This window comes from Acinetobacter sp. YH12251 (assembly GCF_013417465.1).
In the GTDB taxonomy this organism is placed as follows: Bacteria; Pseudomonadota; Gammaproteobacteria; order Pseudomonadales; family Moraxellaceae; genus Acinetobacter; species Acinetobacter amyesii.
Genome location: NZ_VPDZ01000025.1, coordinates 1 through 20,228 on the forward strand (window position 1 = coordinate 1; position 20,228 = coordinate 20,228).

The following is a 20,228-nucleotide window of genomic DNA, read 5'->3' on the forward strand; positions in this document are numbered from 1 at the left end:
GTTCCATTTTAGAGATTTGTTTAAGATAAGATATAACTCATTGAGATGTGTCATAGTATTCGTCGTTAGAAAACAATTATTGTGACATTATTTCAATGAGTTATCTATTTTTGTCGTGTACAGAGAATGCATTTATTCCTAAATAAGATTGATTCAATATGAACACATCCAATGATCCTTTACACAATAAATCTTGCTGACATATTGGATTACTATGGCGGCAATGAATGCTTGAGTCGTCAAATTGAAATCTGATGTTTTTGCATAGACCCAAGTATTTAATCATCATTACGATTTTTGCACACTTCACCTTGGACAAGTGAAAAGTAGAAAGCGTCTATTTGTAAGTCTTGCGCCAAAAGACCAAACAGAAATAGTAGCTTAAATCTAGGCGCCCCCTCCTAGCCTCATTATGAATAATTATACCAAACAGTAAACTAGGTTTAAATTAAGCATTTGTATGTTGATTATCATACTAATATTAGTGACCAAAAATCAAAGTACCCTACCCTGCCTTAAATTACATCAAAACGGCTTTGTTGCACAAAGATTTGAAATACAAAGCCCCCTAATTGAGCCAAATTTAAGGCGTAACTTGGGTAAGTGGTCGACCTAATTCCATAAATCTGTTGAGGACTGCTACACGTGCATGAATTTCATTGACTTGGCTATCAAATTTTCTTGCATTGAGTTTATCCCCCAATAATTTGATGCAATGCATCTTAGTTTCGACCAAACTTCGGCAATGATAGCCGGACCATTTTTTCCATAATGTCCTGCCTAAACGTTTAACTGTTCGAAGTAATTCATTTCGTGCTAGCGAGCTGATCTTTCTATCTTTCCATGGTTTCGCATTTTTTCTAGGTGGAATCACCGCGTGCGCTTGCCGATCTGCAATGACCTGACGGCATTGCTTGGTGTCATAAGCTCCATCGGTATAAACAGATTCAATCTGCTCATCTTTTGGAATCTGATTGAGTAAATCACCAAGCACTTGTGAATCACTCACATTATTTGTAGTGAGTTGAATGGCGCGTATTTGAAGGGTTTCAGCATCTATACCAATATGAAGTTTACGCCATTGGCGACGATATTCAGGTCCATGTTTCTTGCGTTTCCATTCGCCCTCACCTAGAAACTTCATGCCTGTAGAGTCTATGAGTAGATGCAGCCCATCGCTACTTTTTTGGTAGCTGATTGCAATATCAATATGCTTTTGTCTTCTACAAAGCGTACTGTAATCTGGTGCGGTCCAATTTAATCCACAAAGTTTAATCAGACTTTGCACAAAGCCAGTGACCATACGTAAAGATAGACGGAATAAGGATTTAATCATTAAGCAGCATTGGATAGCTGCGTCGGAGTAGGTCTGATTTCGCCCTTATTTGCCTTTTGATGGAGCATACCATTGCGTAGCAGGATCAAACCAAATGGCAATATTTCCGCGACTCATGAGTGCTCGGTTATATGCGGGCCAATTGGTTGTGCGATAGATTTTGTGTAGGCTTCTTCATTTGAAAATTATATCGCTGAAAAAGCCTTTACAGATAGGTTTGTGCAACAAAGCCAATTAGAGTAGGAAATTTAATATATATCTACTATAATAAGTAAATATAGCCAAAAATAGAAACTAATATTTTATTTTAATACATATATGAATCAATATTGCACACTTCAAATTTTTCAAAATAACGAATGGCAAGATTGCGCTATCGTTGAATTAATTGCTAATCAAGAGCAGGGCTGGAGAGCATCTACACGAACGTCATACTTATTTGAATATGCTATTGAACATATGGATTTAAGGGATGGTCATGCTCTATCATTCCAATTTCCAGTCAATGTACAAAATAACTTAGAAAACCAATGGCCAGCATTTCTCATGGACTTGCTACCTCAAGGTTATGGGCGAAAGGAGCTTTTAAATCAGCTGGGTTTTTCAATTAATGCAGAAGAACAAGCTGATTGGCCCCTACTGAAATCTGGGGCAGGTAATCCTATTGGTAATCTACGAATTAAAGAAGCTTATGACTGGCTTCAAGATCATTTTCCGACAGTGAAACCTCGTGGATTTAGCCTAAGCGAAATAATTGAAAGGAAAGAAGATTTCATTGAGTCACTTGCATCATATGGCTTATTTGTTGCTGGTTCTTCAGGTGTTCAAGGTGAATGGCCTAAACTATTACTAACACAAGGATATGATGGTCTGTTTTATTTAGATCACAGTCTTCCAGATGAACTAGCAGCAAAGCATTGGCTAGTTAAATTTAGTCGTGGAAATGATCAAAAACTGGAAAAAATACTGTTACATGAAGCAACTTACATGAAAATAGCTCGGTATTTAGGTCTAAGAGTGTTCAAGGACTTGGAACTTCACCAGAGAGCGCTATTTATTCCACGTTTTGATCGCCAAATTATCAATGGTAAAGTCGAAAGAATTGCACAAGAAAGTCTAGCCTCTTTAAGTGGTAAAGCTGGCTTCGGCGTTAAAATGACACATAATCAAATCTGTACATTGATCATGGAATGTTGCTCATCATCAAAAGCTGAAATTTTTGAATATTTGAAACGAGATATCGCTAATGTTGCATTAGGAAATAAAGACAATCATACCCGTAATACCGCAATTCAACGTTTAAATGACGGTACAATTCAATTAACACCCCTCTTCGATTTTGCACCAATGTGGCTTCATCCTGACGGAATTGCACGTACTACACGTTGGGAAAAAGATGACCATGGAGGAATGCCTATATGGGGATCTGTCATAACGCAAATAGAAGAATGTACAGGAATAGATTCAACTGAAATTAAACATACAATGATTCAACAATTGCCACTGTATGAAAATTTGCTCGATGAAATGAAAAAAATAAATATAGATGATGAGATTCTACAAAATAGTCATCATCGTATATTGAATATATGCCAACAGATTCAGGAGCTTTCTAATGGATAAACGTTATAAGCCTATGACGGCAATCGAGCAAATGAATAAACGCTTACAAGTCTTAGAAAATATAAATAACAATCCTGAGTGGCAAATTTACCAGATTGCATCATACATTAGAAAAGAACTACATTTAACATTAAATGAAATGAGTAAAATTACTAAAATAGCACCACAGACTTTACAGAAAATGGAGCAACCTGATAGTAATCCAACATTAGATTCTATAAATAAGTTGTTAAATGCATTTGGTTTAAAATTTATTATTAAATCAAAATAGTTTAATTTAAATTACCTATAAACTAGATTTTGATTTATTTTCTAAATAGTCACCCCACCACTGCATCAGATCAGCTCTTTGTTGAATATAATCTGCATGGTTATAACTAGCACGTGTTTTATTCTTATCTACATGTGAAAGCTGAGCCTCAATCCAACTATCTTGAAATAAGCCAGAATCATTTAAAATAGTACTGAATGTTGATCTTAAACCGTGTGAGGATAGCTCATTTTTTTTGTATCCCATCTTACGAATGGCTGAATTTATTGTGTTAAAATGCAATGGCTTATCTTTAATTTTTGGGCTGGCAAAAACATAACGATCGCCTTGTGACCACTCTAGTGCAGATCTAACAATGCTCACCGCTTGCGATGATAATGGAACTAAAAAATCAGGAATATCATAACCTGCTATCACTTTTCGACGATATTGCTTGATATGTAAAGCAGGTATTTTCCAAAGATTGTTATCAAAATCAAAATGATGAGGTTCTGCAGACAATAACTCTGCCCCCCTGACTCCAGTATATAATTTAAATAGGATTGCTTTTTTTATAATCGGATCTGTATTTAGTTGAGTTATTCTAAGAATAAAATTAGAAATTTCTTCATCTTTTAAATAGGGATAATTTTTCTTTAATTTCCCTTTCAATAATATTTTATTTAGACCATAAGCTTGATTATAATCACAGTATCCCATTGCAACTGCAAAATCATAGATTTGATTTAAATAGCTATACGCTTTTTTTACAGGTTCCTTAACTCCCCTATTTTCAATCTGCTTAATTACCTTAACTAAATCAGTTCTTTTAATTTTACTAAAATCTATATCACCAATAACGGGATAAATGTCATTTATTAAACATGCATTCGCCAATTGGATTATACCACCACGTGGTTGATCTTTAAATGAATTATTTGTTTTAAACTCTAACCATTCTTCACAAACAACTTTAAAAGTTTGAATTTTCTCCTGAACTAAATTTTGTGTAGAAAATTTAGTTGCCTTATAGGAGTCTCTGGCCACTCTAGCCTCTTTGAGATTCATCTCAGGATATGTACCTAGAGTGACTCGTGGTCTTTTACCCGTTTCTGAAACTGAATATCGATAACTCCAAGATTTTTTTCCATTAGGATCGACTTTTAAGCTTAAACCATCATCATCAGCTAAAAAGTAAATTTTTTCTTTTGGATATGACTTTCGTACTTGTGTTTCCGTAAGACTCATAAATTTTTATAAACCAGCATAATGATCCCCATTATCTTAATTATATCAAAAATAAGCATTATTATGTGATGCGTATATTACGCATCACATAAATATTTATATATATGTTTTTTATAAATATTATTGTGATATTCCACATTGTAGTAACCAAAAAAGTAACCACTGTTAAAATCTGTATTAAGCAACAAAAATCAGTGATAGTTAAACACTATTCTGCAATGGGTTTATTTTACAGACCTAGTAACCGAACCTTAATTATTTGAGGCAATATTTCTGTTCTGTCGCATTAAGTCGATCTTCAGCTACTATTGAATTTTGTAGGAGCTGAATATGTCACCAAGGGGGTCATTTTTACACTGCCGCTAACATTGGGTTGAGAATCAGATGCGCCCCTGGGCATTGGGACGTAAGAACTGGCTGTTTGCTGGCTCGCTGCGCAGCGGCCAACGAGCTGCCAATATCATGACTTTAATCCAGTCAGCAAAGCTGAATGGCTTGGATCCATATGCCTATTTAAGTGATGTGCTGAAAAGGCTGCCGACGCATAAAGCGACCCAAATAGAAGAATTACTGCCACATCGCTGGAAATCCAACTCAAATTAAAAAATAGGCATGGGGTTCAGCGGACGCTTACGTAACCTTCACGTTTCAATTGTTGCCAGACCTTACGCACACCATATCGACCTAAACTTTCTTTCCAAATACGTTTGATTTGCTCTGCATGATGTAAATCATGCAGAGCACGTTTCGCTCGATGTTCTGGGTTATCAACGAGATCTAAAGCCCGATAATAGGTCGAAGCTGCAATCGGTAAAATTCTACAAATCGCTTCAACACCATATCGATCTTTATTGTTCTGGATAAAATCCACCATTATTTGTGTGGGCGGTCGAGCTCCGCCTGGGCGAAAAAAGCGGCTGCTTTACGTAGAATTTCATTGGCACGTTTTAATTCTTTAATTTCACGTTCCATTTGCTTCATTTTTTCTTGGTCAGATATCTGTTGTACTTTGGCAGGATTTAGTTGATCCATATGCTTTAAATACCAAACACGCAATGTTTCAGGAGTACAACCCTTGCGCAGCATGCTGCTTGTATCTTGATTGATATAGTGATTAGCTACCACTATACGCAAATTGTAGAGTTTGGAATGCTGCTAAAATCTTAAATTTGAACCTGAGATAAAACCTACAATTTGCCCTTATCCCTCATACAACTCTGAACGGTAACTAAGCACTTTGATGCTGTATTCACAAGGTAAGATGATGGTTAATGGGATAAAAAGCATAGCTTAAACTCAAGGAATATCACCATGATTATGCTAGGTATTGATGTCAGTAAAACCAAAATAGATTGTTGCATTTTCCCTCAAGGTTTGACTGGAAAAAGAAAAAATAAAATATTTACTAATACAGAAAGTGGCTTTGGTAGTCTGCTCAAATGGCTCATCACTCTTAAAATTGAACCTGATCAAGTGACAGCAATCATGGAAGCGACTTCGGTTTATCATGAGAATTTGGGATATTATCTATATGATGCAGGTGTAAAGGTTTGTGTGGCTAATCCTTCACGAGTAAGAGCCTTTGCCAAAGGCATGTCCATGCTAAATAAAACGGATAAAGCTGATAGTGAAGCTCTTTCACGTTATGGTTACACCGCAAAGTTAATCATATGGCAGCCTGAACCTAAAAATGTCAGATTATTAAAAGCTTTACTAGGCAGACGAGATGTCTATCTAGGTAGTCTATTGCAGGAAAAGAATCGACTTGAAAAGGCACAGTCCACTCATACCTCTGTTGTTGTGATTAAATTACTTGAAAAAAATATTGAGTATTTAAATCAGCAACTTGAACATATTGATAAGTTAATAAATGATCACATAGATCAAGATCCAACATTGAAACAGGATTTGAAATTACTGCAAACTATTCCTTCAATCGGTGAACGATCAGGCTTATTACTGTTGGGGTTATTTCATTCGCACAAGTTTGAAAAAGCAAGTCAAGCTGCTGCATATGTAGGTTTGGTTCCAGTACATCAGTTGTCTGGCAGTTCAGTCAACAAGCAAAGTCACTTATCAAAAGCAGGTGACAGTAAAATACGCTCAGTATTGTATATGTCAGCATTAACAGCGATTAAATATAATCCACACATTGAAGCTTTATATCAACGATTATTAAGCCAGGGTAAAAATAAAATGTGTGCTTTAGGTGCTGCAATGCGCAAGCTTATACATCTGTGTTATGGCGTTTTAAAACATCAGACTGCCTATCAAAGAGATTATTTATTGGTCGAATAATCTCAAAACCTGATTGACTACCAAGACGGTATCTCAGGCAGGACACTCTGGAAAAAATGGTCAGGCTATCATCGGCGAAGTCTGGTTGAAACCAAGATGCATTGTATTAAATTACTAGGCGATAAACTCTGCTCAAGAAATTTTGATAGTCAAGTGAATGAGATTCATGCACGCATAGCTGTCTTAAATAAATTCACAGAATTAGGTCGCCCTCATACCCAAGTTGTCACTTAAATATGAGTAGGTATGGGAGATTTTAATTTTGAATATTTGTGCAATAAAGCCCTATGAAATTAACCTACTTCATTACGAATGTTATTCACCATGTGTAATAACCTTGGCGCAATTTCATCCTCCAATTTTTCACGGCCTAAAATAAAACTTGGCCCACCACAGTTAAAGACCAATAAGCCATGCTGTTCATGAAAATATGGCACAGCAACAGAATTTACATCTTTATGCCACTCACCAACCGAAAAGCAATAGCCAAAATCTTGATAATCTTTAAAGGATTGATCTAAATCACGCTTAATTTTAATCCACTCGTCTTTATGCTTTGAGCGAATGGCATCTAGCAAAAATTCACGTTCATCTTCAGGCATAGCTGCTAAACAAGCACGGCCAACCGAACTGAGGTGAATGGGTAAATAGGTTCCCACTTGACGGCGCATTGTGACATTGCCTTTACCCTGCACTACATCTAGATAAATCATATTCAAGCGGTCACGGGTCGCCATGGCAACAGCAGCCTCTGCATAGTCAGCCAGTTCTTTCATATAATGATGTGCAATCGAACGGATCGACACATTCGAAAGCATTGAATAGCCAAAGGACAAAACCCCAACAGAGAGCTGATATTTGCTTGAATTTGGAACCTGTTTTAAATAACCTAAACGTGACAATGTATGCGTTAATCGTGTAATGGTTGGTTTTGGAAGGCCAGTCATCTGCGACAGTTCCAGATTACCCAAATGCTGATGCTTAGGTGTAAAACAGCGTAATAATTCTAATCCGCGCGCAAGCGCAGTAATGTATTGACGATCATTTTCCTCTTGCATGTCTTCAATTGGATGCAAAAGTTCGTGGCGCAAAGGAGCCAACAATTTTTCTTCTTGCTGCAAATCTGTACCGTCTGTCATTCAAAAATCTCTAAATATTCAATAAGCGTACCGCATTGCGAAATTATAATATAGTTAATACCTATATAGCAAAACAGCAACTTTGATAAAAAGTTGCTGTTTTTTCTAAACTTTAAATAATAAAAAAATAGCTCTAAGCGATAATTCCTTTTTCTTTTAAGTCTTTTAGCTGCTCAGCACTCACCACACGCGATAAAATCTCATCCGTATGTTCACCAAGCATTGGTGGCGCTTTTTTATACTCAACCGGCGTTCGTGACAACTTAATCGGTGAACCTATCACTTGTAATTTGTCCTTTAATGGATGCTCCATTTCAATCAACATATTACGTGCTTGAACTTGCGGTTCTTGGAATGCTTGCTCAAGGTTATTAATCAAACCTACTGGAACTTGCACGGCATGAATCGCCTCTACCCAGTGTTTTGCAGTACCACTTAAAAAATGCGCTGCTAGCAAATCACCAATTTCTTGACGATGTTTAATACGTAAGGCATTTGTTGTAAAGCGTGGATCTTCAGGCAATTCAGGCAAACCAATCGCTTGACTTAAAGCAACAAACTGCTTGTCATTACCACATGCAATAATAAAGTCTTGATCTTTAGCTCTAAACACCTGATAAGGAACAATATTCGCATGTGCATTACCATAACGTCCCGGCACTTTGCCTGAAGCTAAGTAATTCATGCCTTGGTTAGCAAGTAAAGCTACTTGCACGTCCAGCAATGCCATATCTACATGCTGCCCTAAACCTGTAATATGACGATTAAGCAATGCTGCCTGAATCGCAATTGTTGAATATAAACCAGTGGTTAAATCAGCAAATGCAACGCCTACTTTTTGCGGGCCACCGCCAGGTAGGTCATCTTTCTCACCAGTCACAGACATTAAACCGCCCATACCCTGCACGATAAAATCATAACCTGGTTCAGGTGCACGTGGACCTGTTTGTCCAAAGCCAGTAATTGAGCAATAAACTAAACGCGGATTAATCTCTTTTAAAGTTTCGTAATCTAAACCGTATTTTTTCAAAGAACCAGCTTTATAATTCTCAATTAATACATCTGATTCTGCCGCTAAAGCACGGACTAATTCCTGACCTTCAGGTGAGGCAATATCAATGGCAATTGACATTTTATTACGGTTAGCAGACTGGTAGTAAGCAGCTTCACGTGTATCTTCGCCTTTGTCATTTTTCATCCAAGGCGGACCCCACATGCGGGTGTCATCACCCGTTTTTGGACGTTCCACTTTTATTACTTCTGCGCCTAAATCTGCAAAGATTTGACCACACCACGGACCTGCTAGTACGCGACTTAAATCAAGTACGCGAATACCCTCTAATGCACCCATGTGTTTTTCCTACTTATACGCTTTCAATAACCATTGCGAGACCTTGTCCCACACCAATACATAAACTGATCACGGCATACTTTTGACCACGACGTTTTAATTCACGTGCTGTACTCAAGGCCAAACGCGCACCCGATGCACCCAATGGATGACCGACAGCAATTGCACCGCCATTTGGATTGACGCGAGAATCATCCAAAGATACATTTAAACCTTTTAAGCAAGCTAAAACTTGAGATGCAAAAGCTTCATTAATCTCAATAATGTCCATATCATCTAAAGTTAAATGGGCACGTTTTAATGCAAGTTTAATTGCATCTACTGGGCCAGCACCCATAATACGCGGTTCAATACCAGCTGCGCCTGACGATAAAATTTTAGCAATCGGCTTAAAGCCTAAGGTCTGTTCTGCTTCTGCTGAACCAATAATCAGTGCGGCTGCACCATCATTAACACCAGATGCATTGCCCGCAGTCACCACACCATCTGCAAACAATGGTTTCAGTTTTTGCAACGCTTCCATATTAGACGAAGGACGTGGATGCTCATCAACTGCTACTAATTTAGGCGGTAATTTGCGACCTTGAGCAACTTCAACTGGGCTAATTTCGCCTTCGAAGAAACCATCGTTACGCGCAGATTCATATTTTGCTTGTGAAGCTGCCGCAAATGTATCTGCATCTTCACGGCTAACACCATATTCAACTGCAACGTTATCACCCGTTTTTGGCATGGTGTCATCACCAAATTGCTTTTCTATTGCAGGGTTTGGAAAACGTGCACCAATGGCTGAGTCAAACACTTTAAAATCACGGCCAAAAGCTTTTTCAGACTTTGCAAATACAAATGGCGCGCGGGACATAGACTCCACACCGCCAGCAATGATAATTTCACCCTCACCGCAGCTGATCGCACGCGCAGCATCAATCACAGCTGCTAAACCAGAAGCACATAAACGGTTTACCGTCTGAGCTGGCGTTTTTACATCTAAACCTGCTAGCAAAGCCGCATGACGTGCAATATTTCGACTATCTTCACCCGCCTGATTGGTATTACCCAAAATCACATCATCGTAAATATTATTCGCTAAATTATGTTTTTCAATTAATGCCTGAATAACTCCAGCAGCCAAGTTATCAGGACGAATTGTTGCTAAGTCACCTGCATGACGACCAAATGGTGTACGTAATCCATCATAAATAAATGCATTTAACATGAAAGTATCCTTATATTCGTTTAAACCGCTGCAGTGTGAAGTAATGAGATATTTAATTGAGCACGACGCTTCAACCAAGGACTTGGACGATAACGCTGATCGCCTGTATTGGCTAAAATACGCTCTAAAATAAGTAAAATACGCTGTGCACCTAGCACATCTCCCCAAGAGATCGGTCCATGCGGATAGCCCAAACCAAGTTTGACGGCCTTATCAATATCCGATGCTGTTGCAATTTGCTGCTGTGCAATATCGCACGCCAAGTTCACAACCATAGCTAAAACACGTTGCGACACAAAACCTATACTTTCAGCAATTACAGTTACGCCATGATCATTTTTAGCAAAGATTGCATGCGCCTGATCTACATACGATTTTTGTGTAACAATCGAAGGCATTAAAGTACGGTGCTTAGTAAAGTCCGTTAGTAAATCAATACTGACAGCCCGTGTTGCGTCCACGCCAAAGCGCAATGCTGCTGTGGTCGTATCCTCACCGTATGTTGCTAAAACAATTAAGCTGTCGACTGCAGGCTTTTCTGCAGCATCAATAATGAAACCATTTTCGTTTAAGTAGTCACGTAAAATCGCCGCATCTTGTTCACAATCCGCTTTAATCCAGACTGGGCTGAATACCGTAATTGCAGGAACAGTTTGAATTGGCTCTTCATTGGTTTTTTGGCCATCTTGATATTTATAGAAGCCCTCTCCAACTTTACGGCCAACCTTTTTACCTGCCAGCATTTGACGTGTTAATGCATGCGGACGGTATCTGTCTTCTTGGTAAAATTGATTAAAAATCGACTCCATGACTGGATGAGATACATCAAGTGCGGTTAAATCAAAAAGTTCTAACGGTCCCATTCTAAAACCAGCGCCTTCACGTAAAATACGGTCAATTTCCGAAATACTGGCAACGCCCTCGCCTAATGCTTTTAACGCTTCAGTTCCATAGGCACGGCCAGCATGATTGACAATAAATCCAGGCGTATCTTTCGTACGGACACCAAAGTGCCCCATACGCTGTGCCAGTTCCAGCAAATCAGCGACGACTGTTTCTTCAGTCGCTAAGCCTGCAATCACTTCCACAATTTTCATTAATGGAACAGGGTTAAAAAAATGAAATCCTGCCATACGGTCTTGATGCTCAAGGTTTGATGCAATTGCGGTTACCGAAAGTGATGATGTATTTGTCGCTAAAATTGTGTCGCTCGATACAATCGTTTCTAGCTGTTTAAACAAATTTTGCTTAATCTCTAGATTCTCGATGATGGCCTCAATTACCATGTCCACGCCAGCAACTTGCTCAATACTGTCTAGAACTTTAAAGCGAGCTAAAGTTTCATTTAAAGCCTCTTCGCTAAACTTACCCTTCGCTTGTAGTTTTTGTAATGTACTTTTCAGTTTATTTAAACCTGCTTCGGCAGCACCTGCTTTGGCATCAAACAAACGCACCTCGAGTCCTGCTTGCGCTGCAATTTGCGCAATGCCCATGCCCATCACACCTGTGCCTATGAGCGCCATAGATTGAATGCTCATGTCTTATTCTCCAGTGTATTGCGCAGGACGCTTTTCAAAGAAAGCATTTACGCCTTCTTTTTGGTCTTTGGTATCAAATAAAATTTGGAATGCTTTACGCTCAAGCGCCAACGCGCCTTGCAGCGATTGATCCTGCCCAAGGTTCGTGACTTCTTTAATTTGCTGCACAGCAATTGGTGAAAAACTTGCGATGGTTTTTGCTAATGCAATTGCATGTGAAATTGTTTGCTCATCCTCCACAACCTCTGATACTAAGCCCATACGATTAGCTTCTTCTGCGGAAATAAACTTGCCTGAAAGCACCAGCAACATGGTTTGAAATTTGCCAATAGCACGCAGTAAACGCTGTGTACCGCCAGCGCCAGGCATTAAGCCTAATTTGACTTCTGGCTGACCAAATTTTGCCGATTGACCTGCAATAATGATGTCTGCATGCATGGCCAACTCACAGCCACCGCCCAATGCATAGCCATTTACAGCAGCAATAATCGGTTTAGGGCAATCTACCAAGCTTTGCCAATATTGCTCTGTATGACGTAAGTACATCTGCGCAGTCGTTGCAGTTGTAAAATCTTTGATATCTGCACCTGCAGCAAAAACCTTGTCACCACCAGTAATGACAATCGCGCGCACAGCATCATTTTGACTTAAATCTTGAAAAGTCTCTGACAGCGCTTGGCGCAATTCTAGGTTTAAAGCATTACGCGCTTCTGGACGATGCAATTGAACAACGGCAACGCCATCTTCCTGAAGGCTAATATTCAATATTGGGGTGCTTTCCATAATTATCTCATTTCGCACAGCGGTATTTAATACACAATATACATCTTTTAATGGCTTTGTAAATTCTAAATTTGACGAATTAATTTTTTTATAGTGCCATGTAATTTTTAAATAACATTCTAAAACAGATATTTAAAATAAAAACCACACAAAATATAAAATACCGCTGTGCGAAATATACTTTCGTATATATTGATTCGAGTTTTGCTTTTGATTAATATCCGCCTAAATCGTTTTGTGTAGATCTTGATCACCGTGTTGATTTGCGGTTCAAGTTAAATATCCTAAATATGGAGTGAGATCATGGTTCGTGATCAGGAAACCTTAGACCAATTGGTTGATATGATTCGACAATTTGTTGAAGGCGCATTAATACCAAATGAAGAAATTGTTGCCGAAACTGACGAAATTCCAGCAGAAATCGTCCAGCAAATGAAAGAGCTAGGCTTATTTGGTTTAACTATTCCTGAAGAATATGAAGGCCTTGGCTTAACCATGGAAGAAGAGGTTTACATCGCTTTTGAATTGGGCCGTACCTCTCCTGCTTTCCGCTCATTAATTGGTACAAATAATGGTATTGGTGCATCAGGCCTCATCATTGATGGTACTGAAGAACAAAAACAATATTTCCTGCCAAAACTAGCAAGTGGCGAAATTATTGGTTCTTTCTGCTTAACAGAACCTGACTCTGGTTCAGATGCAGCTTCACTTAAAACAACAGCGGTTAAAGATGGCGATGAGTACATTTTAAACGGTACTAAACGCTTTATTACCAATGCTCCACATGCTGGCGTATTTACAGTGATGGCGCGTACCAATACAGAGCTTAAAGGTGCTGCAGCAATTTCTGCATTTATTGTGGACAGCAAATTACCTGGCATTTCATTGGGCAAGCGTGATAAAAAAATGGGCCAAAAAGGGGCGCATACTTGTGACGTAATCTTTGAAAACTGCCGTATTCCAGCCTCAGCTCTTATTGGCGGTGTAGAGGGTGTTGGATTTAAAACAGCGATGAAGGTTTTAGATAAAGGCCGTATTCATATTGCTGCCTTAAGCGTTGGCGCTGCAACACGCATGCTGGATGACTCACTTCAATATGCCGTTGAACGCAAACAATTTGGTCAAGCCATTGCAAATTTCCAGCTAATTCAGGGCATGCTTGCAGACTCAAAAGCTGAAATTTATGCTGCAAAATGCATGGTTCTAGATGCAGCTCGTCGCCGTGATGCGGGTCAAAATGTAAGTACGGAAGCCTCTTGCGCAAAAATGTTTGCAACTGAAATGTGTGGTCGTGTGGCTGACCGCGGCGTGCAAATTCATGGCGGTGCTGGCTATATCAATGAATATGCAATTGAACGCTTCTACCGTGACGTCCGTTTATTCCGCTTGTACGAAGGTACAACTCAAATTCAACAAGTGATTATTGCGCGTAACATGATACGTGAAGTTACCCAGTAACCGTTTTGGCTGGGTCAACATCTCCTTGCGGCCCAGCTTTTTTTTATGAAGGTAAAGGATTATGACGATCAAGAATTCGATCTCAAAAATCGGTCCTAACACATGGAAAGTTGCTTTTATATTCGCATTCCTTGCGTTATTGGTTGATGGTGCTGATTTAATGCTGCTGTCTTACAGCTTAAATAGTATCAAAGCTGAATTTGGCTTAACTCCTGTAGAGGCAGGTATGTTGGGTACATTCACCCTTGCTGGTATGGCAATTGGTGGTATTTTTGGTGGATGGGCATGCGATAAATTTGGACGTGTGCGCATTGTTGTTATCTCAATTTTATTATTTTCTACACTGACTTGTGGCTTAGGTTTTACAAACTCATTCTTAGAGTTTGGTGCATTACGTTTCTTTGCATCATTAGGGTTAGGCTCTTTATATATCGCATGTAACACGTTAATGGCGGAATACGTTCCAACCAAGTTCCGTACAACCGTTTTAGGCACACTTCAAGCAGGTTGGACAGTCGGTTATATTGTTGCAACATTACTAGCTGGTTGGCTCATTCCAGACCACGGTTGGCGAATGCTGTTCTATGTTGCTGCTTTGCCTATTATTTTGGCAATCATGATGCATTACATGGTTCCTGAACCAGCTGTATGGCAAGAAAACCGCTTTAAGAAAGTTGAAGTATCCAATACTAACGAACAATCGACATGGAAACTAATTTTCCAAGACAAACGTAACCGCAATATGTTCATCCTTTGGGCATTAACAGCAGGTTTCTTGCAATTCGGTTACTATGGTGTAAATAACTGGATGCCATCATATCTTGAAAGTGAATTAGGTATGAAATTCAAGGAAATGACGGCATATATGGTGGGTACATATACCGCAATGATCTTGGGTAAAATTCTTGCAGGCTATATGGCAGACAAACTTGGACGTCGTTTTACCTATGCATTTGGTGCAATTGGTACAGCGATTTTCCTACCACTCATCGTCTTTTATAACTCACCAGAAAACATCTTATATTTACTTGTAATTTTCGGCTTCTTATATGGTATTCCATATGGCGTAAATGCAACATATATGACTGAAAGCTTTGCAACCAATGTACGTGGTACAGCGATCGGTGGTGCATATAATGTAGGTCGTTTAGGTGCTGCAATTGCACCTGCTGCAATCGGTTATTTAGCAAGTGGTGGTTCGATTGGTCTTGGTTTCCTTGTAATGGGCGCAGCATACTTCATCTGTGGTGTGATCCCTGCGCTGTTCATCAAAGAAAAACAATATGACCCTCAAAAATCTTAAGACTTAAGTGACTAAAAGAAGCCTCTATATGAGGCTTTTTTATGAACACTTTGCCATGATCGCGCTTCAAAAAAGTGCACACTAATGATATAATACCGCTAAGCGAAATTAGGTTTCAGAATTATGGAAGATTTAACTAGAGAATCGATGGAGTTTGACGTAGTTATCGTCGGTGCAGGTCCTGCCGGCCTATCTGCTGCGATTAAAATTCGTCAACTTGCAATTGAAAATAACCTAAACGATCTGTCCGTTTGTGTCGTGGAAAAGGGCTCCGAAGTGGGTGCGCATATTCTATCAGGTGCTGTGCTCGAACCTCGCGCGATGAATGAATTGTTCCCAGATTGGAAAGAACAAGGCGCACCGTTAAATGTGCCTGTCACTGAAGACAAAACCTATTTCTTATTGTCTGATGAAAAATCACAAGAAGCACCGCATTGGATGGTGCCTAAAACCATGCATAACGATGGCAACTATGTTATTTCGTTAGGTAACGTGGTTCGTTGGTTGGGCGCTAAAGCTGAAGAATTAGAAGTGTCTATTTTCCCAGGCTTTGCCGCGTCTGAAATCCTTTACCATGAAGATGGTACTGTGAAAGGTATTCAGACTGGTGACATGGGCATTGGTAAAGATGGCGAACCAACGCATAACTTTACTCCTGGCTATGAACTGCATGCCAAATACACATTATTTGCTGAAGGCTGTCGTGGTCACTTGGGTAAACGTCTGATTGCTCAATTCAATTTAGATAAAGATGCTGATCCGCAACATTACGGTATTGGTATTAAAGAACTTTGGGAAATCGATCCTGCTAAACACAAGCCAGGTTTGGTGATGCACGGTGCAGGTTGGCCTTTAAATGAAACAGGTTCTTCAGGCGGTTGGTGGTTATACCACGCTGAAAACAACCAAGTGACTTTGGGTATGATCGTTGACTTGTCATACACCAATCCACACATGTATCCATTTATGGAAATGCAGCGCTGGAAAACACATCCACTGATCAAGCAATATCTTGAGGGTGGTAAGCGTATTTCTTATGGCGCACGTGCGGTTGTAAAAGGTGGCTTCAACTCACTACCTAAATTCACTTTCCCAGGTGGTAGCTTAATTGGTGATGACGCAGGTTTCCTGAACTTTGCTAAAATCAAAGGCTCTCATACAGCAATGAAATCAGGCATGCTGTGCGGTGAAGCAGTATTTGAAGCGATTGCTGCGGGTGTGGAAAAAGGTGGTGACCTTGCCATTGCACGTGTGACTGAAGGTGAAGACTTCTTCGCTAAAGAATTGACTGCTTACACAGACAAGTTCAACAACAGCTGGTTGAAAGAAGAGTTATATAACTCTCGTAACTTCGGCCCTGCTATGCATAAGTTTGGTCAATGGATGGGTGGTGCGTTCAACTTTGTTGATCAAAACATCTTTAAAGTGCCATTTACACTACATGACTTACAGCCAGACTTCAGCGCTTTAAAAACTGTCGATGCTGCGAACTTCAAACCGAATTATCCAAAACCAGATGGTAAAATTACATTTGACCGTTTGTCTTCAGTATTTGTATCGAATACTGTTCATGAAGAAAACCAACCTGCGCACTTGAAACTGACAGATGCTTCTATTCCTGTAAATGTGAACTTACCAAAATGGGATGAGCCTGCTCAGCGCTATTGCCCTGCTGGTGTTTATGAAATTATGGAAGAGAATGACGGTTCTAAGCGTTTCCAAATTAACGCGGCAAACTGTGTACACTGTAAAACGTGTGACATCAAAGATCCATCTCAGAATATCACTTGGGTAACGCCTGAAGGCGGTGGTGGTCCGAATTATCCGAACATGTAATGTTCAGATAGTTTTGCGAAGGAATGCATCACATACACCAAATACATTATTTGGTGTATGTTTGCGTTAGAACGAATACCCGCACATGTCGAAGTTATGAATTAACTCTGCATTTTTAATTTTTTAGGTAATCCCAGTTCTCTAGAGAGCTGGGATTAAAAAATAAATCAGTAAATTCTTTATTTTTTAACTCATAAATTCTGTGGACTTATTTTATCTATATCCATATCAAGTAAATTAATTCTTTGATACCTATTTAGCAGATCTACAAATAAAAAATCGGTATTGAGAGTTGGAGTCAAAGCTAACAATATCTTTAATTTAAAAAATCTTTACCCCATTTTTTACAAAAGTAAGAAACTAACTACAACTAAAATATTTAGTTGGATATTACTCAAATTAAAAGCCGTAATAACCGCCACAACATACTATAAAAGGCTTATAAATTATAGAATTCCGATTTTTTACAATAAGCGATAATAAAGTTTGTTTATTTTCATCAAGCTTTAATGTCGTACCTCACGTTTGAATTCGCCATGTATTAACAAACTAAAGATTACTACTGTAATCTTTAGTTTATATATTGATTGAGAAAACCAACTCAATTCAAGTTGCTTTTTATGCCAGTTTACAATCCCATAAAGAAGAGAACTTACTAGCCTCTTCTGAGTTTGAAGCAATGTACTATGATAAGATTAACCTATTAGGTCAGGTGGCCTAACTTAAATAAAAAGTCTCCGACAATCCCGGTACGGTTCAACCTGATGAGCTTCGCTCATAAGAGGCTTAAATGCTTGTCCAAGTTTTTGAATATACTCCAAATGCCAAACTATATGGCTTTGCCAAAGATCTGGATTGTGTGCATCTACATCTATACTTTCTAGATCTTCAAGAATTTTTAATCAATATCAGCATCAAATTCTCTATATTTTGGCAATGTTACTCATTAAAATTGTTATCTACATATACATAAAAATCATTTCCCACACGATCATATTTAAAAGCCATGGTGTTCCGAGTCATCCATCGCTTTAAAAGTTTTTCGTAGACATTCGCTTTTTTAGTTGAGGTCGCACTAAAAGACCAATAATGAATCCCATGCTTATAAATAAGCTCCTCAACTCTCTGACTAATCGCATTAAAAACTTTCATGGCAGGTAAATTCAAGTTGATATCTTCATATATGGGATCATCTCTAAATAGGGCTAATTCAGGATGTTTACGGTAATTGATTTGGACTCTGGCACGGGGTGGTCTATTTAAAGAAAAGGAAAAACTATAATGATCAAATTTGAGTATGTAGTGCAATCCATCAATCATTAAGTCCTCTTTCAAAATCATACGATATCCTTCTTAAAATGATGACCAAGAACATTATTGTAGATTTCCATCAAGATATCTTGATCTTCCGGTGTTTGGAATGAACTGCCAAAAAAATTACGATCAGTCGAATTAAATAATTGAATAAAATGTTTTAGAAAAGGTTTTAATTTTTTACGCTTACAGTAGGCAAAATACTCACTTGCATCTTCGAATAAAATCCACCATTCCTCAGGACTACCAATTTGGTTTCCACCCATTGGATGTAATTGATCAAATAGAACATTCAGTAGATATTGAAAATTAAACTGCATACTGCCGTATTCAAACTCTGGATATTCAGAATCCAGATCTAAAGTATTTATATGCTGATGAATTGCATAAGCCTCTTTTAGTATTTTCTGAACCTTTTGATATTGTTTATAGCGAATCAAATCTTTGGCAGATATTTTAGGCAGGCGCGATAAATCCATATTGTCACGTAAATCTGCAAGTTTAACTTCGCAAGCAATCGGATTTTTTACTGTTCTTTGCACTGCCTGAAAACGACTTTCACCATCTTGTTTTGTGACGGCTAAAACTGCATGAATAATATTTTCATCAAACCCTAGTGATCTTAAATCAGTTACCGATGTTGCTGTATCTTCCAAAATATCATGCAGAACAGCGACAATTTTGGCATCAGGATGTTGTACATTTTGCATGACACGCAAGGGGTGATGGATGTAGGGTTGCCCTGCTTTATCTATTTGCCCCAAATGCCGTTCAGTTGCCAAGGAAATTGCTTTTTCTAAAGTAGCGATATGATATTCCCTTTATATTTAATCAAATTTTATTCAATTATATTAATCAATTACAGCAAATAAATAAAGTTCAATCATAGCTATTACGTCAATTTATGTCGTCTCATTAGGCAAATTTATCTGGGTTAAATCTAATTCTTTTACAAGCTGATCAGCTTTCAACTTCCTTGCCATTCTGCCCATATTGGTTTGTGGTTCAGCTACGGCTACATATTCATTTGCCGGAGTGATAACAAATGTTTCTAGAGATTCATTTTGAAATTTATCCCAGAATAAAGTCATTAACCATTCTGCAGCCTCTTTCACTTTAACGGTTGTTTGTGAAGGTTCTTTGTTGACGTAAAGTCTAATATTGGCGCCCTCATCTTGAATGCTGAGTAGACATTTCGATGTGATTTGAAAGTAGTGACAAATTTTTAGAATATTTTGATTAAAGACTGAATCTTCACAAACCTTGGGTTGTTTCACCCAAAAAAACAATTGTCCATTTTCTTTTTCATTAGCATTTGAATAATGCAGACTCAGCTGTTCAAACGTATATTTTAAGCCAAATAAAGCAGCTGCGATTTCGACTTTACGGGTGAAGACTGGAAGGATATAGAGGTGGATCAGGAAATTTGAACAACACTTATAAGTGATATTTTGCTCCCCAAATGATGTTATAAACATCAATATATGGAGTATTTTATGGCACGTAGACCAAGAAGAAATCATTCAAACGACTTT

The 20,228-nt window shown here is 38.5% G+C and carries 14 protein-coding genes, 5 pseudogenes and 1 other annotated feature; of the genes and pseudogenes, 8 read left to right on the forward strand and 11 right to left on the reverse strand.

Going from position 1 to position 20,228, the window contains the following annotated elements; all coding sequences use genetic code 11:
• Positions 1 to 583 precede the first annotated feature (583 nt).
• Positions 584 to 1,514: pseudogene (locus FTV27_RS16030) on the reverse strand (IS5 family transposase).
• Between the two features lie 140 nt (positions 1,515 to 1,654).
• Here FTV27_RS16030 and FTV27_RS16035 point away from each other — a divergent pair.
• Positions 1,655 to 2,959, forward strand: coding sequence for a type II toxin-antitoxin system HipA family toxin (locus tag FTV27_RS16035; protein ID WP_180079278.1), 1,305 nt, complete (start codon positions 1,655 to 1,657; stop codon positions 2,957 to 2,959).
• A complete protein-coding gene (locus tag FTV27_RS16040) occupies positions 2,952 to 3,230 on the forward strand; it encodes a helix-turn-helix domain-containing protein (protein WP_004871362.1) in 279 nt (92 codons plus the stop codon). Before FTV27_RS16035 ends, FTV27_RS16040 begins: the two co-directional genes overlap by 8 nt.
• A gap of 15 nt (positions 3,231 to 3,245) precedes the next feature.
• On the opposite strand, the gene FTV27_RS16045 is transcribed toward FTV27_RS16040, so the two are convergent.
• On the reverse strand, positions 3,246 to 4,457 hold the full coding sequence (locus tag FTV27_RS16045) for an integrase arm-type DNA-binding domain-containing protein (RefSeq protein WP_180079279.1): 1,212 nt from the start codon (positions 4,455 to 4,457) through the stop codon (positions 3,246 to 3,248).
• Between the two features lie 366 nt (positions 4,458 to 4,823).
• On the opposite strand from FTV27_RS16045, the pseudogene FTV27_RS16050 reads away from it, so the two are divergent.
• Positions 4,824 to 5,060 (forward strand): annotated as a pseudogene (locus tag FTV27_RS16050) (transposase domain-containing protein); the annotation flags it as partial.
• Between the two features lie 19 nt (positions 5,061 to 5,079).
• On the opposite strand, the pseudogene FTV27_RS16055 reads toward FTV27_RS16050, so the two are convergent.
• Positions 5,080 to 5,531: pseudogene (locus FTV27_RS16055) on the reverse strand (IS3 family transposase); the annotation flags it as partial.
• Positions 5,257 to 5,373: a sequence feature (AL1L pseudoknot), on the reverse strand. It overlaps the preceding pseudogene by 117 nt.
• A gap of 237 nt (positions 5,532 to 5,768) precedes the next feature.
• Here FTV27_RS16055 and FTV27_RS16060 point away from each other — a divergent pair.
• Complete coding sequence (locus FTV27_RS16060; RefSeq protein WP_180079280.1) at positions 5,769 to 6,755, forward strand: IS110 family transposase; 987 nt, start codon at positions 5,769 to 5,771, stop codon at positions 6,753 to 6,755.
• Between the two features lie 36 nt (positions 6,756 to 6,791).
• Positions 6,792 to 6,989: pseudogene (locus FTV27_RS16065) on the forward strand (IS5/IS1182 family transposase); the annotation flags it as partial.
• A 59-nt stretch (positions 6,990 to 7,048) separates the two neighbouring features.
• Here the strand turns inward: FTV27_RS16065 and FTV27_RS16070 are convergent.
• The 5 genes from FTV27_RS16070 to FTV27_RS16090 form a co-directional block, all read right to left on the reverse strand.
• Positions 7,049 to 7,894, reverse strand: coding sequence for an IclR family transcriptional regulator (locus FTV27_RS16070; RefSeq protein WP_121523753.1), 846 nt, complete (start codon positions 7,892 to 7,894; stop codon positions 7,049 to 7,051).
• A 133-nt stretch (positions 7,895 to 8,027) separates the two neighbouring features.
• On the reverse strand, positions 8,028 to 9,245 hold the full coding sequence (locus tag FTV27_RS16075; RefSeq protein ID WP_121523751.1) for a CaiB/BaiF CoA-transferase family protein: 1,218 nt from the start codon (positions 9,243 to 9,245) through the stop codon (positions 8,028 to 8,030).
• Between the two features lie 13 nt (positions 9,246 to 9,258).
• A complete protein-coding gene (locus FTV27_RS16080; protein WP_121523749.1) occupies positions 9,259 to 10,461 on the reverse strand; it encodes a 3-oxoadipyl-CoA thiolase in 1,203 nt (400 codons plus the stop codon).
• A 20-nt stretch (positions 10,462 to 10,481) separates the two neighbouring features.
• Positions 10,482 to 11,999 carry a 3-hydroxyacyl-CoA dehydrogenase gene (locus tag FTV27_RS16085; protein ID WP_180079281.1) on the reverse strand — a complete coding sequence of 506 codons (1,518 nt, stop codon included), beginning with the start codon at positions 11,997 to 11,999 and terminating at the stop codon, positions 10,482 to 10,484.
• Positions 12,000 to 12,002: 3 nt separating this feature from the next.
• Positions 12,003 to 12,782 (reverse strand): enoyl-CoA hydratase, encoded by a 780-nt coding sequence (locus tag FTV27_RS16090; RefSeq protein ID WP_121523745.1) that lies wholly within the window; start codon positions 12,780 to 12,782, stop codon positions 12,003 to 12,005.
• Between the two features lie 303 nt (positions 12,783 to 13,085).
• Between FTV27_RS16090 and FTV27_RS16095 the strand changes: the two genes are divergently transcribed.
• From FTV27_RS16095 to FTV27_RS16105, 3 genes are all read left to right on the forward strand, one after another.
• A complete protein-coding gene (locus FTV27_RS16095; RefSeq protein WP_180079282.1) occupies positions 13,086 to 14,240 on the forward strand; it encodes an acyl-CoA dehydrogenase family protein in 1,155 nt (384 codons plus the stop codon).
• Between the two features lie 61 nt (positions 14,241 to 14,301).
• Positions 14,302 to 15,543 (forward strand): MFS transporter, encoded by a 1,242-nt coding sequence (locus tag FTV27_RS16100; RefSeq protein ID WP_180079283.1) that lies wholly within the window; start codon positions 14,302 to 14,304, stop codon positions 15,541 to 15,543.
• Between the two features lie 123 nt (positions 15,544 to 15,666).
• Positions 15,667 to 17,379 (forward strand): electron transfer flavoprotein-ubiquinone oxidoreductase, encoded by a 1,713-nt coding sequence (locus FTV27_RS16105; protein ID WP_180079284.1) that lies wholly within the window; start codon positions 15,667 to 15,669, stop codon positions 17,377 to 17,379.
• 939 nt (positions 17,380 to 18,318) lie between these two features.
• Here the strand turns inward: FTV27_RS16105 and FTV27_RS16110 are convergent.
• The 3 genes and pseudogenes from FTV27_RS16110 to FTV27_RS17280 all read right to left on the reverse strand — a co-directional run bounded on the left by FTV27_RS16110 (position 18,319) and on the right by FTV27_RS17280 (position 20,216).
• Positions 18,319 to 18,720, reverse strand: a complete 402-nt coding sequence (locus FTV27_RS16110) for a hypothetical protein (protein ID WP_180079285.1) — start codon at positions 18,718 to 18,720, stop codon at positions 18,319 to 18,321.
• A 371-nt stretch (positions 18,721 to 19,091) separates the two neighbouring features.
• A pseudogene (locus FTV27_RS17275) lies at positions 19,092 to 19,502 on the reverse strand (guanosine-3',5'-bis(diphosphate) 3'-pyrophosphohydrolase); the annotation flags it as partial.
• A gap of 93 nt (positions 19,503 to 19,595) precedes the next feature.
• Entirely contained in the window at positions 19,596 to 20,216 is a 621-nt protein-coding gene (locus tag FTV27_RS17280; protein WP_257230046.1) for a hypothetical protein, read from the reverse strand.
• Positions 20,217 to 20,228: the final 12 nt, after the last annotated feature.